Source organism: Chryseobacterium sp. FW101-FHT12H09, from assembly GCF_058790395.1.
In genome coordinates this window covers 240,484-255,153 of the sequence record NZ_JBYTCP010000003.1, presented here as the reverse complement: position 1 = coordinate 255,153, position 14,670 = coordinate 240,484, and the positions used below count along the sequence as shown (strand labels likewise).

Here is a 14,670-nt window from a genome sequence, read left to right as displayed (position 1 = left end):
TTTGTTAAAGCAGAAAAAGATTTGCTCATTTACGCCAAATAAAAATATTCTCATTACCTTTATCCTATGAATGATAGTCATTTTAAAGCGGTAGAAGAAGAGGATGCAGAATTTTATGTTTTTCACGTTCTTACTGGAAATATAAAAACAGATATTCATAATCACAGTTCTGCACAATTAGTGTATGCAGAAGGGGGTATTGTGCATATTTTTACGGAACTTAAACATTGGTATCTTCCGGCACGATGCTTTATGTGGATTCCTGCTGGAATTCCACATTATATTTTTACATCCAGTCCAAAAGTCGATTTATACAATTTTTATTTTAAAAAAGATAGCGAAGAAAATGGCTTCTTTGATGAAATCAATATCTATTCTGTCAGCCATTTACTTCGGGAGATGATTTTATATACAAAAGACTGGGATGGGAAAATCACAAAAAATGATGGTTCAAAATATTATTTCCTCAAAGCATTAAAAGGAATTTTACCGGAAAAAAGAGATAAGAAGTTGGCATTCCCGGTTCAGCATCCTTTTCCTAAAGATGAAATGTTATTGAGGGTAGCAAAATATATTCACGCCAATCTTGAAAAGAATCTTACCATTGAATCTACAGCCAAAGAATTTGGAATGAGTACCAGAACATTATCCAGAAAGTTTAAAGAGATTCTAGGGATGAATTATGTCCGTTTTTTACGTGCGTTACGAATTACCCGTTCATTGGAATTGATGCTTGAAGGAAAATATAATATGTACGAGATTGCAATGATGGTTGGGTATAACAGTCTGTCTTCTTTCAGTACTATCTTCAAGAAAGTAATAGGAATACCGCCCACAGAATATCAACAGAAGTTGAAAGGAGAAGGGGGTAGGAATTAGAAAAGGAAGGATTTAACGGTGATTAAAAGCTAGATAAAAATGAAAACAAAAAAACCACTTCAAAGGAAGTGGTTTATATATTTCGGGAAATCCCGTTTATTCTTAAGCTTCTTCTGATTCAGTTTCAGCTGCAGGTTTAGGAGCTTCTACTTTTTTAGGAGCAGCTACAACAGGAGCGTCAGAAACAACATCAAATTCGAAGTTGTATTCAACATTTCTGTGTAATCTGATGATAGCAGTTACTTTACCAGTTCTCTTGATTGTATTTCCAGGGATTTTGATGTATTTCTTTTCTACTTCAACACCAGCTTTAGCAAGAGCTGCAGAAAGGTCAGCATTGTTGATAGATCCGAATAATTTATCACCAGATCCAACTTTAGCAGGAATAGTGATAGAAGTTTTCTTCAATTGATCTACTACAGCGTTAGCAGCAGCAACTAATTTAGCTTCTTCTTCTTTTCTAGCTTCTAAAGTAGCTTCTAAAGTCGCTTTATTTTTTGGTGTAGCTAAAAGAGCAATTCCTTGAGGAAGTAAAAAGTTTCTAGCATAACCTGGTTTTACATTTACTGTATCAAACTCAAGTCCTAAGTTTTCTACGTCTTTTTTTAAGATAATTTCCATTGTTGTTGTCCGTTTTAGAGTTCCGAGTTCCGGGGTTTATATTCCGGGTTTCTCTTTCCTTCGTTAGAATTTATAAATTAATTCAGCAACAAAAGAAGAAGGCGAACCTTCTTCTCTTATTTATTTTTTTGTTGTCTTATTTTAATAAGTCAGCTACGTAAGGCATTAAAGCCAAATGTCTTGCTCTTTTGATAGCAGCAGAAACTTTTCTTTGGTATTTTAAAGAAGTTCCAGTGTATCTTCTTGGTAAAATTTTACCTTGTTCGTTTACGAACTGTAATAAGAAATCAGCATCTTTATAATCTACATGCTTAATTCCAAATTTTTTGAATCTACAATATTTCTTTTCAGATTTTGTATTGATATCAAGTGGAGTAAGGAATTTTACTTCTGATTCTCCTCCAGCTGAGGCTTGTTTAGCCATTTCATCTATTGCCATGTCTTGTCTTTTTTAATAATGGGTTAATAATTAAGCTTTAGCTACTTTTACTTTAGTTCTTCTTGTTACAGCATAGTCAATAGCATGCTTGTCAAGCTTCGTAGTAAGGTAACGGATTACTCTTTCGTCACGTTTGAAAGCTAATTCTAAATCAGCAACGATAGTACCTTCTCCTTTAAACTCGATTAAAGTGTAGAATCCGTTCTTTTTTAATTGAATCGGATAAGCTAATTTTTTTAATCCCCAGTTCTCTTTAGCAACGATTTCGCAGTTTTTCTCTTTTAAAAGAGTTTCAAATTTTTTTACTGCTTCCTCCACCTGTGCGTCAGATAGAACGGGAGTTAAAATGAAAACAGTTTCGTAATTGTTCATAATGTTAAATGAATTTGTTAATTATTTCGAGGTGCAAAATTAGTGAAAGTATTTTAAGTATGCAATAGATCGTGAATATTTGTTAGAACTGAATTAATAATTAAAAGTTATGAATTATCAATTATATTCCTTAAGCCTTCTTCTTATTTCTTCTTATTTCTTATTTCAGTTAAGAAATTTACTTTTAATACATCGTATAACGAGTGACGGCTAACTAAAATAGAAAGAATAGAGGAAACCATTCCTGCCAGCATTAAATGAAAAATCAATGAGTGCCTGTCGGTCATTTCAAGAACAATAATGGCCGAGGTAAAGGGAGCCCTTGTAATTCCGGTAAGAAAAGCGACCATTCCAGCTAGGATAACGACGTTTGTTTCATTTTGGGTGAGATGGATGACTCCGGAAATGACCGAGCCAATACTTGCACCAGCTGAAAGGGCAGGAGCGAAAATCCCACCGGCACCACCAGAAGTAAATGATAGAGCAGGCCCCAGCATTCTTAAGATGGGAACATACCAGTCTTCATGTTTATTTTTGGTGAAAAGGACCCGTTCCATGATCTCTTTCCCAGAACCTAAAATCTCTCGGTTAATGAAATAGGCAATGGATGCGATGATAAGTGCACAAGCTACAAGAAAAAATACGTTTGCTCCATCTGTTTTAAGGTTTTTCTTTTTCCAGTCATTCATTTTGAGCATCATAACAGAAAGCTGGCTTGCCAAAATACCTGATACACCTGCTACAAGAACAATGGGAAACATAACCATAAGAGAAACATCATGTGTTTTAGGATAACCCAGGTATAAATAGGAACCGGCTAAGGTTTGAGCGGTTAGGCCAGCAATGATCACAGCAGTAAAAAGAGCTGTTTTAAAGTAGTTGATGTGGGTCTTTGATAATTCTTCCACAGCAAATACAATTCCGCCAAGAGGAGTGTTAAAAGCGGCTGCGAGTCCGGCTGCTGCACCAGTCATTATCATATTCTTTTTGGATATTTTCGGCCACCATTCAGGAAGATATTCATTGACTTTCCTAAAGATAGAACCTGCAATTTGAATAGTAGGTCCTTCACGTCCAACTGCACCACCGCCAATTACTAATATAACTGAGGAAATAATTTTAAAAAAGATAATTTTAAGACTAAGCAGACTTCTTATTTTTGTGTGTTCCTTTGGATTGGCTAATTCTACAGCCGCCATTACCTGTGGAATTCCACTTCCTTTAGCATTGGGAGCAAATTCTTTAACAAGCCACCATGACAAGACAAAACAGATTGGAGCAATAATGAAGATCATCCATGAATGCCAATTAAAAATTATATTTAAAAGTCCTTCACCCCAGGCAAATATTTTAGCGTACATCACGGCAAAAAATCCTGTGATCACTGAGCCAACCCAAAATGGAATAGCCTGAAGCAGGTTGTACTTCAATTGTTCGTTTCGGATATTGTCAAAAGACTTCTTGAGACCTCTGCGGACGATGGTAAGAATGGAACGCATAAGACTAATTGGTAATGTTTAAAGAGGGTACGTTGATTTGAGAAGAGGAATGCCAGTGATTTTTTAACCTCGATACTGGCAAAGAAAAGCATTTGTTTTTATAATCTAATTTCATCATTTAAAGTTTGTTTTAAATGTAATACTAATTCGTTTAACTTCCAATAAGTAGAAGAATAGGTCCATAAATCTTTTAAATGATTATATTAGTTCTGAAATTAATAAAATAAAGATATGTTTGAAGTTTTTAAGAAAAATCCAAATGCATTAGCAATCTTGGTTTGCATATTTTTTGTTATTTCTCATATCTTATTTTTAATAATCAATGGATTTTTGACTAATGAGTTTTTTGATACTTATCACTATCTCGTCTTACTCAATCTGTTTGTTATTCTTTTGGGTGTCATTTTTTCAAAGGCTGGGATAACCAGGATATTACTTCTTGTTTTTTTCTTCTCTGTGTTGATTTTTCTGATTATTTACGGGGTATTTGCCGTTTGGGTAATTTCGTTGGCAGGTGCTAAGAATTAGACGTATAATGATTTTTACACGTAAAAAAACCTCCGATAAATCGAAGGTTAATATTTTATAATAAGCAATACGAATTATTGCCTATTACTTATACTTCTGTATTCAGATCCCAGTTTTGAAGGTAGTCATGAACATGTTTCAGGAACATTCCACCTAAAGAACCGTCTACCACTCTGTGGTCATAAGAGTGAGACATGAACATTAACTGACGAATAGCAATCACATCACCATCTTTAGTTTCTAATACTGCAGGTTTTTTAACAATTGCTCCAATTGCTAAAATAGCAACCTGAGGCTGAGGAATAATAGGAGTTCCCATTAAATTTCCAAAGCTTCCTACATTAGATATTGTATAAGTAGCTCCCTGAGTGTCTTCCGGTCTTAATTTCTTATTTCTTGCTCTGAAAGCTAAATCATTGATCGCTTTTGCCAAACCAGAAAGAGAAAGTTGATCTGCATTTTTAATTACAGGAACAATAAGGTTTCCATCAGGAAGTGCCGTAGCCATACCAATATTGATGTTTTTCTTTTTAATGATATTATCTCCATTTACAGAAACATTGATCATTGGATAGTCCTGGATTGCTTTTACAATTGCTTTAACAAAAATAGGCATGAAAGTAAGTTTTTCACCTTCGCGTTTTTCGAATAGATCCTTATGTTTATTTCTCCATTTTACAACGTTGGTAACGTCTGTTTCAATGAAAGAAGTAACATGCGGCGCAATATGTTTTGCTTTTACCATGTTCTCAGCAATGATTTTTCTCATTCTGTCCATTGGAATGATCTCATCACCTACTGAAACTGAGATTGGAGTAACAACAGGAGTTGTAGCAACTGGCTGTGGAGCTGAAATAGCTTGCTGAACTGGTGCTGCCTGAGGCTGGCTACCTCTATTACTTACATATGATAATATATCTTCTTTGGTAATTCTTCCTTCTAAACCACTTCCTTTAATGGATTTTAGTTCAGATTCTGAAATATTTTCTTGTTGTGCAATTGATTTTACAAGTGGAGATAAGTAAAGGTCTCCTGAAAATTCAACATTAGAATTCCCCGTTTTCAACGGTTCTTCAATTGTTTTTAAAACTTGTGTATCCGGAGCAGAAGCTGGAGTTTCAGTTTTAACTTCTTCAGCTGTATTTCCGCCTTCTCCTTCAATTTCTAAAATAGCAATGGCTTCACCAACTTTAGCAACTTCATCCTTTTGCTTTAAGATTTTTATAATTTTTCCCGAAACTGGTGTCGGAACGTCTGAATCTACCTTATCTGTTGCAATTTCTACTACGGAATCATCCTCCTTCACATGATCACCCTCATTGAATAACCAAGTGATAATTGTAGCTTCCATAACACCTTCTCCCATGGAAGGAAGCAATAATTTGTACTCTGCCATTTTTATTTTTTAGATTTTGACAAATATATAAAAAAAATCGGTTTTTTTACGGAATATATAATTTTACAGAAATTCTATGTAAATATTACCGCCAACATTTAATCCAAACAAACTTTTTGCACCATTTTTTTTGCTTCCTTTATAAATGGTAAGCTCCAACAGTTGACTGTCATTAAAAATAGCTGCTGACTGTCCGTGAAATTCAGTCTCCCTTTCCCAATCTGAAACAACCTCAGTGTGACTTGAAAATACTTTTGAAAGACTTAAATTCCTGAATTTGATCGTAAAGTTCTCATGTCCTTTACCTGCTGCTTCAAAAAAATCCTTGCTGATATTTGATATTATATTTCCGAAATTATCAATGTACATGACCTCGCCAATAATCATTTTTTCAGCCTCGTTATAGACCGGTTTTGGAAATAAAAGTTCTTTTACATTTTTTATTTTTCTACCGATCACTTCCGGAAGGCCCCCGTTAGCCAAATGTACTGCCGCCGGCACAAAAATATCTGTAGAAGTAAAATTAATAACATCATCAAACCTGTTATTTAAAGTAATCTCATAAATAGCCTCAGGTTTAATATCAAAAAATACAAGACTTAATAGGCCATTGTCGGCTGCTAAAAAGTAAGAACCATCTGCCTTGTATAAAATATTTCTTCGTGATTTGTGATAAAAGCTGTCTACAGATACGATATGAATGGTTCCTTTAGGAAAATGTTTATAAGCATTTCTTACGATATATGAAGTCTGTATAAGATTGTATGCCTGAATTTCGTGGGTAATATCAATAATGTTAACCTCAGGATTTAGAGAAAGAATCTTACCTTTCACAGCTGAAACCCTGTAATCTAAATTTCCGAAATCCGAAGTAAGCGTGATAATTGACATTTTTGTAGTTGTGGAATAATACTAGTCTTGCAAATTTATTTAAAATAAAGGAAAATCGGGTGTTTACAACTCATAAAAAATAATAAAAAGAGTAACTGCAAGGCGATTTGATTATATAGCTGCCATCTAAAACAGGGCTGATCTCTAAAATTAGATGAATCCCAGATACAATATGAAAACTGTTATTTTGATACTTGGAAATATAACGACAAACTTAAATTTGTATTTATTTTCAATAAATTTAGAATGAAAATGTATTTTATTTAATTAAGGGTTAAGCAATTGTGTCTTAAAGCCCTTGAGATGAAAATTGTTACTAACAAAATTAATACAAGTTTGAAAAAAAACTCTAAATTTAGATCTAATAAAAAAATGCTTACATGTTTGAATTAACATATGATTTGGAAGATATCGATGTGAAAATCTTCTATGGAGTTAATAACCAATATTTCAATTTATTAAAATCCAGCTTTCCAACCCTTAAAATTACTGGTAGAGATCATTATATCTTGGCAAAAGGAAATCAGGAAGCTTTAGATATATTTAGACAAAAACTTGATGATATTGTTAAATTTATTTCAAAAAATAATTCTATTGAACTTAAGGATGTTGAAAACCTTCTTAATATTAAGGACGAGAACGAAAAACATTTGATCTTTGATCAGGATATTATCGTAAAAGGAGTTAATGGTAAAGTAATAAAAGCTAAAACCACTAATCTTAAAAAACTTGTAAAAGAGACAGAGAAAAAAGATATGGTTTTTGCTATAGGACCTGCCGGGACTGGTAAAACATATACCAGTGTCGCTTTAGCAGCGAGGGCTTTAAGAGATAAAGAAGTTAAAAGAATTATTCTTACCAGACCCGCAGTAGAAGCAGGGGAGAGTTTAGGTTTTTTACCAGGAGATCTGAAAGAAAAGCTTGATCCATATTTACAGCCATTATATGATGCTCTTAGAGATATGATTCCTCATGAGAAACTGGAAGGTTTTATGGAGAAAAAAGTAATTGAAGTGGCTCCATTAGCTTTTATGAGAGGTAGAACGCTGGACGACGCCTTCGTTATTTTGGATGAAGCACAAAATACAACACATGCTCAAATGAAGATGTTTCTTACCAGAATGGGAATGAATGCTAAATTCATTATTACGGGAGATCCAACTCAGATAGATTTACCAAGAAACCAACAATCTGGACTAAAAGAAGCCATGCGAATTCTTCATGGAGTCAATGAAATAGGTTTTGTACATCTTACTGAAGAAGATGTGGTAAGACATCCAGTTGTGAGAAAAATTATTCTTGCTTACAATGAAGAGGATAAAAGGTTAAGAGATTAAAAGAATGATGGTTTTCCAAATAAAGAATAGTTCAGTCAATCGAAAAAGTCAAGAAAAAAGAAGCTTATAATATTATAATTTGAACCACTTATTAAGTAAGTGGTTTTTTTATCCGTGTTTTTACTGGTTTTGAAATTAAAAATAAATGTTAATTTTGCAGTATCAATCAAAACTATTTAAAAATGAAAAAACTATTATTATTGGGCGCTTTTGCGCTACTAGGGAGTGCTGTTCATGCACAAGAAGGTTTTAAACTAGGGGGGCATATTGGGATTCCTGTAGCTGATGCCAGTGATGTTTCATCATTTACTTTAGGTGTGGACGCATCTTATATGTGGAATATTGCAAAAGGTTTCGACCTGGGTGTTGCTTCTGGATACTCTCATTTCTTTGGGAAAGACAACTTTGATGATTTTGGATTTATTCCAGTGGCTGTTTCTGGAAAGTATAAGTTTTCAGGGGCTCCTATTTTTGTAGGATTAGATCTTGGATATGCAATTTCTTTAAAAGATGGTATCGATGGCGGATTTTATGCTCAGCCAAAATTTGGTTATCAAATGTCTAAAGGAGAATTGTATATAGGGTACCAAAGCATTAGTAACAGACGTGATTATGGCTGGTATAGAACAAGCTGGACTATAGGAGCTGTAAATATTGGTTACAATTTCTACCTTAGATAAATTTTAAGAAATATTAAGGTTTCTTAACTCCAATTGCATAATTGGAGTTTTTTTATTCAAAATATTGTGAAAAACTTAAAAGTCCCTCTCAGCTGCATTTTATTATTATAAAGCATTGATTTTTGTGAGTGATATTAATCATATTAACAAATTTTAATATTAAGGTACCCCGCTGTAAATTTGCTCTAAGAAAGTATTAAAATTTTTTAAAATGAAAAAATTATTATTAGCGAGTGCTATTGCACTTTTCGGTTTATCTAATGCTCAGATTGCAAAAGGAACTGCATATTTATCAGGATCTGTTGGTTATTCTCAAGAAGAAAGCGACAATGGTAACTACAAAAAAGAAAACTTCAATGTATTACCTACAGTTGGATATTTTGTTGGAACAAACTTAGCAGTTGGAGTTGGAGTTGGATACCAGACTGAAAAAACTACTCAAACAACGACTTTAGCATTGCCAGGTGCTGTAAATGTAACTGAAAGCATTGTTAAAAAACCAGCTTTTGTTGTTGCTCCTTTCGTAAGAAAATATTGGACTTTATCTGATAAATTATATATTTTCGGACAATTAGCAGTACCAATGCAGTTTGGGAAAACTGAAACTGAAAACAATTCAGTAACTACTTCAGGTTCTACTACAGTTACAAACTCAACTTCTACTGAAGCTAAATACACTAAAATTGGTGTTACTGTGAAGCCAGGTTTAGATTATTTCTTAAACAAAAACTGGTCTATCGAAGCTACAATCGGAGAGTTTGGTTACAGCAATTATAAGCCAAAAGACGGTGATGCTACTAACAACTATAACTTCGGATTGAACTTATCTTCCGTAACTTTCGGAGTTAAATATGTTTTTGCTAAGTAATTAACAAAGTACATTAAATATAAAAAGACTTAAGCTTGCTTAGGTCTTTTTGTTATAAATAAAACTAAAATTTTAAAATCAATCGAACATGAAAAAAATCTTATTAGCATCAGCATTGGCTTTTTTTGCGAGTATGAATGCGCAGACTAAATTTGGAGTAAAAGCTGGTTATGCTTTATCAAAATTAAATTCTAATGACAATGATATTGAATTTGAGGAGATTGAAGGAGGCTTAAAATCAAAATCTGGATTTTATATTGGAGCTTTAGTTGAGCATAAATTTAATAATAAATTTGCTGTTCAGGGAGAAGTACAATATGCAAATTTAGGAGGAAAGGCAAAAGTGTCACTGCCTGGTGGGGTTACAGTAACTGAAAATTTAAATTTTAATAGAATTGTAATTCCTGTATCAGCAAGATATTATGCAACTCCGGAATTAGGAATTTATGCAGGTCCTTATGTGAGTTTTAAAACCAATACGACGGCAAAAATTAAAGTAAGTGGAGCAATGGCCAACCCTCAGGGAATCAACGAGGGTGAAGAATATCTTGAAAGAGCTTTCAATGATAATTTAAAATCTACAGATTTTGGACTTTTCTTCGGTGCTGATTACAATGTATACAAAGGATTATTTGTAGATGCACGTTATAGTTTCGGACTTACAAATATGATCAAAAATCCTGTACAGGATGAAAAATTGAAGATGAATTTCTTCCAGATCGGATTGGGATATAAATTCAAATAAAATAAAAACTCTCAGAATTTCTGAGAGTTTTTTTATGTCTTATTATTTTTATATTCACTATTTCCCCATCATACCACCCATTCCCGGCATGTTTGGCATTTTGCTCATCATCTGCATCATCTGCTTTCCTTGAGGGCCTTGCATCATCTTCATCATTTTACCCATTTGATCAAATTGCTTCATCAATTGGTTTACATCCTCAATCTTTCTTCCCGCACCTCTGGCAATTCTTTGTTTTCTCTGTGTATTAATAATAGAAGGTCTTCTTCTTTCATCCGGAGTCATAGAGTAGATGATCGCCTCAATATGTTTGAATGCATCGTCGCTGATCTCAACATCTTTAATTGCCTTTCCAACTCCTGGAATCATCCCCATTAAATCTTTCATATTACCCATCTTCTTGATCTGGTTAATTTGCTTCAAGAAGTCATCAAAACCAAATTCATTTTTAGCAATTTTTTTATGAAGTTTTTTAGCTTCTTCTTCATCAAATTGCTCCTGAGCTCTTTCAACTAGGGAAACAACATCTCCCATTCCTAAGATTCTGTCAGCCATCCTTTCCGGGTAGAAAAGATCTAAAGCCTCCATTTTCTCTCCTGTAGAAATAAATTTGATTGGTTTTTCAACCACAGAACGGATCGTTAAAGCAGCACCCCCTCTTGTATCACCATCTAATTTGGTAAGGACAACACCATCAAAATTCAGAGCCTCATTAAATGCTTTTGCTGTATTTACGGCATCCTGACCGGTCATGGAGTCAACAACAAATAATGTTTCCTGAGGCTTGATGAAATAATGAACAGACTTGATCTCATTCATCATTTGCTCATCAATAGCCAAACGTCCTGCTGTATCCACGATTACAACATCGTGGCCGTTTGCTTTTGCAAAATTGATCGCATTTTCAGCAATTGTAGAAGGGTTTGTAGAACCTTCTTCTGTGAAAACAGGAACTCCGATCTGACCCCCTAAAACTTTAAGCTGATCGATCGCAGCCGGACGATAAACGTCACATGCTACCAATAAAGGTTTTTTATTCTTTTTAGTATTTAAATAATTAGCTAGTTTCCCGGAAAACGTAGTTTTACCAGAACCCTGAAGACCCGCAATAAGAATTACTGAAGGTTTCCCAGAAAGATTAATGCCTTCCTGAGATCCACCCATCAAGTCGACTAATTCGTCATGAACAATTTTAGTCATCAACTGCCCCGGGGTAAGAGAAGTAAGAACATTCTCTCCTAAAGCTTTATCCTGAACTCTTTTAGTAAGATCTTTTGCTACTTTATAATTAACATCTGCATCTACCAATGCTCTACGAATTTCTTTTACGGTTTCCGCGACATTGATTTCTGTAATTTTTCCACGTCCGGAAAGATTATGAAGCGCTTTGTCTAATTTATCCTGTAAACTATTAAACATATTGATTGTAAATTATAGTCTGCAAAAATAAGGAATTTTTAATAATATATATTATATAGAGGACAGAGATTTATTTTGCTTAATAAATTATAATTATATTTTTGCAAAATGAATATTTGGAATAGCCTCATTATTGTACTTTTAATAATAGTCCTTAACAGTATAGTCTACATACTGTTTAAAAGATATTTGTATGGTAAACCGGATGCAGGAATGAAATTTCTTGTGGTTAACCTTTCCAAAGATGTTGTATGGCTTATTATTTCTTTACTAATAATTGATAAAACAAAAGCCGATTTTTTGTTTATTGTGATTTGCTTTATCATCGCTTCTTTCCTTATATATTTATCTATAATAAAACTGATTAACAAATCTTGACTTTTTTGATGATAAAAATCAATTTTTAATATTGGTAAAGTTTAATAAAATCGATATATTTGCACACGATTAAAAAAGAGATATGAACAGAAAAATTTCTTCATTATTTTTCGCATTTTTATTTGTGTTTATTAGTGGTTTAGCTAATGCACAACATGAATCTGAAGGTGAGAAGGCAGCTGAAAAAGTAGAGCATACAGAAGCAGAAAAGGGCTTTAATGCTACCAAAATGATCATGGAACACATTGGTGATTCTAACGAATGGCATTTATGGACTACCAAAGATGATAATGGAGAAGAGCATCATGTTTCTGTTCCATTGCCAATAATTATTAAGGATAATGAAGGATGGCATACTTTCCTTTCAAGCAATATTGCTCATGGTCATGAACACGATGGGTATACATTAGAAGAAGGACAGGTTGTTTCTACTAAAGGAATTCAAAAAGCAACTTTGTTTGCTTTAATAAGTGGAAAACAAAAATCAAGCGATGTTTATTTCGATCTGTCAATTACAAAGAATGCCGCATCAATGTTCTTGTCAGTGATCTTTATGTTGGTTGTATTTATCAGCATGGCGAGAAATTATAAAAAATCTCAGCTTCCAAAAGGTTTTGGGAAAATAATGGAGCCTGTAATCGTATTTATCAGAGATGAAGTAGCGATACCAAATATTGGATCAGTGAAATATAAAAGATATATGCCTTACTTATTAACCGCATTTTTCTTTATCTGGTTTAATAACCTTTTTGGATTAGTTCCATTCTTTCCAGGTGGATCGAACCTTACAGGTAACATCGCAATTACTGCAGTTTTAGCTGTTATTACTTTATTAATTACTTTGTTCAGTGCTAATAAAGACTATTGGAAGCATATTTTTATGCCACCAGTTCCTCTATTATTGTACCCAATTATGGTTCCAATTGAAATCATCGGGATTTTTACAAAGCCTTTCGCTCTAATGATGCGACTTTTTGCTAACATTACTGCAGGTCACATTATGATCTTAGCGATTATATCTTTGATCTTTATTTTTAAATCTCCATTCTTAGGATTTGCATCTGTACCATTAGCATTATTCGTTTCTGTATTGGAACTATTAGTTGCTGCGTTACAAGCTTATATATTCACAGTATTGTCAGCATTGTTTATTGGTATCGCTGTTGCAGAGCACGAACACGAGCATGGACATGAAGAACACGCTCACTAAAAGAGCTTTTAATTTTAAAATAATTTTTAACTAAATATTTATTTATTATGGATTTATCAACTGGAGCAGGATTAATTTACGTAGGAATTGGTTTAGCAGTATTAGGAGTAGGTCTTGGTATTGGTAAAATCGGAGGTCACGCAATGGATGCTATCGCTAGACAACCAGAACAAGCTGGTAAGATTCAAGGAGCAATGCTTATTGCTGCTGGTCTTATTGAAGGTGCTGGTCTTATCGCGATCATCTTTGGTGCTTTCATCAAGTAATTATCCTCAAAGAAATATTCTTAGCAGTGAAGCGGTTGGCTGCTGCTAAGAATTTTAAAAAGATATCCATAAAATTATCACATTAAAAAAAGAATTTACAGATATGGGAATTATTGAACCTGGAATTGGACTTTTGTTTTGGATGACGCTTACTTTTGTTATCCTGTTGTTTCTTTTAGCAAAATTCGCTTGGAAACCAATTGTTAATGCAGTAAACGACAGAGAAACTTCTATTGTTGATGCATTAAATCAAGCTAAATTGGCTAAAAAAGAAATGGAAGATCTTAAAGCTGATAACGAAAGAATCATTCGTGAAGCTAAAATTGAAAGAGATGCTATCCTTAAAGAAGCAAGAGAAATTAAAGATAGAATTGTAGGAGAAGCTAAAGATGTTGCTAAATCTGAAGGCGATAAATTGATCGCAGCGGCTAAACAGACTATTGAAACTGAGAAAAATGCTGCTATGGCAGATATCAAAACTCAAATTGGTGCTTTATCTGTAAATATCGCTGAGTCTATCCTTAAACAAAAATTAGACAACAACGAAGCTCAAAACGAGTTGGTTCAAAATTATTTAAACAAATCTAATCTTAACTAATAATGCTTACATCTAAAGTAGCTAAAAGATATGCACAAGGTTTGCTGGATTTCACAAATGAATCCGGACAGACAGCTACTGTGTTTTCTGAAATGAAAGATGTAGTGAAGTTAATGTCTGAATCCGTGGATTTAAACAAATTCTTCCTTACCCCTTACATTGATGCTAAAAAGAAAACAGAAGTAGCAAATGAGATTTTTAAAGGTTTATCACTTTCTTCTCAGAATTTAATCAGATTGGTTATTAAACAAGGACGTGAAAATCAACTTAAGAATATCGCTCAGGAATTTATCAACAAAGTGGAAGATATCAATGGTGTATTAAGAATAACGCTTACTACGGCTACTGAGCTTTCAAAAGAGAATATAGATCAAATTTTGAAATCTACCAATTTGGTTAGTAATACTTCAAATTTCGATTTGAAAGTAAATGTGAATCCTAAAATTTTAGGAGGTTATATTTTAAGAGTGGGAGACCAGCAGATCGATGCATCTGTGAAAAACAAACTGAATCAGGTTAAAAAAGATTTTCAATTAAATTAAGA

At 33.5% G+C, this 14,670-nt stretch carries 16 protein-coding genes; 9 read left to right on the top strand and 7 right to left on the bottom strand.

Annotated elements, in window-relative coordinates; genetic code table 11:
• Positions 1–66 precede the first annotated feature (66 nt).
• Positions 67–879 (top strand): helix-turn-helix domain-containing protein, encoded by an 813-nt coding sequence (locus AC3WRL_RS11900; protein ID WP_492330350.1) that lies wholly within the window; start codon positions 67–69, stop codon positions 877–879.
• A gap of 102 nt (positions 880–981) precedes the next feature.
• On the opposite strand, the gene rplI is transcribed toward AC3WRL_RS11900, so the two are convergent.
• From rplI to AC3WRL_RS11870, 6 genes are all read right to left on the bottom strand, one after another.
• Positions 982–1,500, bottom strand: a complete 519-nt coding sequence (rplI, locus tag AC3WRL_RS11895) for a 50S ribosomal protein L9 (protein WP_214824294.1) — start codon at positions 1,498–1,500, stop codon at positions 982–984.
• A 136-nt stretch (positions 1,501–1,636) separates the two neighbouring features.
• Positions 1,637–1,939 carry a 30S ribosomal protein S18 gene (gene rpsR / locus AC3WRL_RS11890; RefSeq protein ID WP_007844708.1) on the bottom strand — a complete coding sequence of 101 codons (303 nt, stop codon included), beginning with the start codon at positions 1,937–1,939 and terminating at the stop codon, positions 1,637–1,639.
• Between the two features lie 30 nt (positions 1,940–1,969).
• Positions 1,970–2,311 carry a 30S ribosomal protein S6 gene (gene rpsF / locus AC3WRL_RS11885; protein WP_172278518.1) on the bottom strand — a complete coding sequence of 114 codons (342 nt, stop codon included), beginning with the start codon at positions 2,309–2,311 and terminating at the stop codon, positions 1,970–1,972.
• Between the two features lie 143 nt (positions 2,312–2,454).
• A complete protein-coding gene (locus tag AC3WRL_RS11880; protein ID WP_492330349.1) occupies positions 2,455–3,810 on the bottom strand; it encodes a chloride channel protein in 1,356 nt (451 codons plus the stop codon).
• A gap of 616 nt (positions 3,811–4,426) precedes the next feature.
• A complete protein-coding gene (locus tag AC3WRL_RS11875; protein ID WP_214824301.1) occupies positions 4,427–5,734 on the bottom strand; it encodes a dihydrolipoamide acetyltransferase family protein in 1,308 nt (435 codons plus the stop codon).
• Positions 5,735–5,797: 63 nt separating this feature from the next.
• Positions 5,798–6,625, bottom strand: a complete 828-nt coding sequence (locus tag AC3WRL_RS11870) for an SAM hydrolase/SAM-dependent halogenase family protein (protein WP_214824303.1) — start codon at positions 6,623–6,625, stop codon at positions 5,798–5,800.
• A 380-nt stretch (positions 6,626–7,005) separates the two neighbouring features.
• On the opposite strand from AC3WRL_RS11870, the gene AC3WRL_RS11865 reads away from it, so the two are divergent.
• The 4 genes from AC3WRL_RS11865 (at position 7,006) to AC3WRL_RS11850 (ending at position 10,255) form a co-directional block, all read left to right on the top strand.
• A complete protein-coding gene (locus AC3WRL_RS11865) occupies positions 7,006–7,962 on the top strand; it encodes a PhoH family protein (protein ID WP_214824307.1) in 957 nt (318 codons plus the stop codon).
• A gap of 182 nt (positions 7,963–8,144) precedes the next feature.
• Positions 8,145–8,642 carry a hypothetical protein gene (locus AC3WRL_RS11860; RefSeq protein ID WP_214824309.1) on the top strand — a complete coding sequence of 166 codons (498 nt, stop codon included), beginning with the start codon at positions 8,145–8,147 and terminating at the stop codon, positions 8,640–8,642.
• 211 nt (positions 8,643–8,853) lie between these two features.
• On the top strand, positions 8,854–9,510 hold the full coding sequence (locus AC3WRL_RS11855) for an outer membrane protein (RefSeq protein ID WP_214824312.1): 657 nt from the start codon (positions 8,854–8,856) through the stop codon (positions 9,508–9,510).
• A gap of 88 nt (positions 9,511–9,598) precedes the next feature.
• The gene (locus AC3WRL_RS11850; protein ID WP_214824315.1) at positions 9,599–10,255 is read left to right on the top strand and encodes a porin family protein; all 657 of its coding nucleotides are present in this window, start codon (positions 9,599–9,601) and stop codon (positions 10,253–10,255) included.
• A gap of 57 nt (positions 10,256–10,312) precedes the next feature.
• On the opposite strand, the gene ffh is transcribed toward AC3WRL_RS11850, so the two are convergent.
• Positions 10,313–11,674: a signal recognition particle protein gene (ffh, locus tag AC3WRL_RS11845; protein WP_214824318.1), complete on the bottom strand. Its 1,362-nt coding sequence runs from the start codon at positions 11,672–11,674 to the stop codon at positions 10,313–10,315.
• Between the two features lie 460 nt (positions 11,675–12,134).
• On the opposite strand from ffh, the gene atpB reads away from it, so the two are divergent.
• From atpB to atpH, 4 genes are all read left to right on the top strand, one after another.
• On the top strand, positions 12,135–13,262 hold the full coding sequence (gene atpB, locus AC3WRL_RS11840; protein WP_214824320.1) for a F0F1 ATP synthase subunit A: 1,128 nt from the start codon (positions 12,135–12,137) through the stop codon (positions 13,260–13,262).
• Between the two features lie 47 nt (positions 13,263–13,309).
• A complete protein-coding gene (locus tag AC3WRL_RS11835) occupies positions 13,310–13,528 on the top strand; it encodes an ATP synthase F0 subunit C (protein WP_007844726.1) in 219 nt (72 codons plus the stop codon).
• 103 nt (positions 13,529–13,631) lie between these two features.
• Positions 13,632–14,126 carry a F0F1 ATP synthase subunit B gene (locus AC3WRL_RS11830; RefSeq protein WP_214824322.1) on the top strand — a complete coding sequence of 165 codons (495 nt, stop codon included), beginning with the start codon at positions 13,632–13,634 and terminating at the stop codon, positions 14,124–14,126.
• A gap of 2 nt (positions 14,127–14,128) precedes the next feature.
• Positions 14,129–14,668 carry an ATP synthase F1 subunit delta gene (gene atpH / locus AC3WRL_RS11825; RefSeq protein ID WP_214824325.1) on the top strand — a complete coding sequence of 180 codons (540 nt, stop codon included), beginning with the start codon at positions 14,129–14,131 and terminating at the stop codon, positions 14,666–14,668.
• Positions 14,669–14,670: the final 2 nt, after the last annotated feature.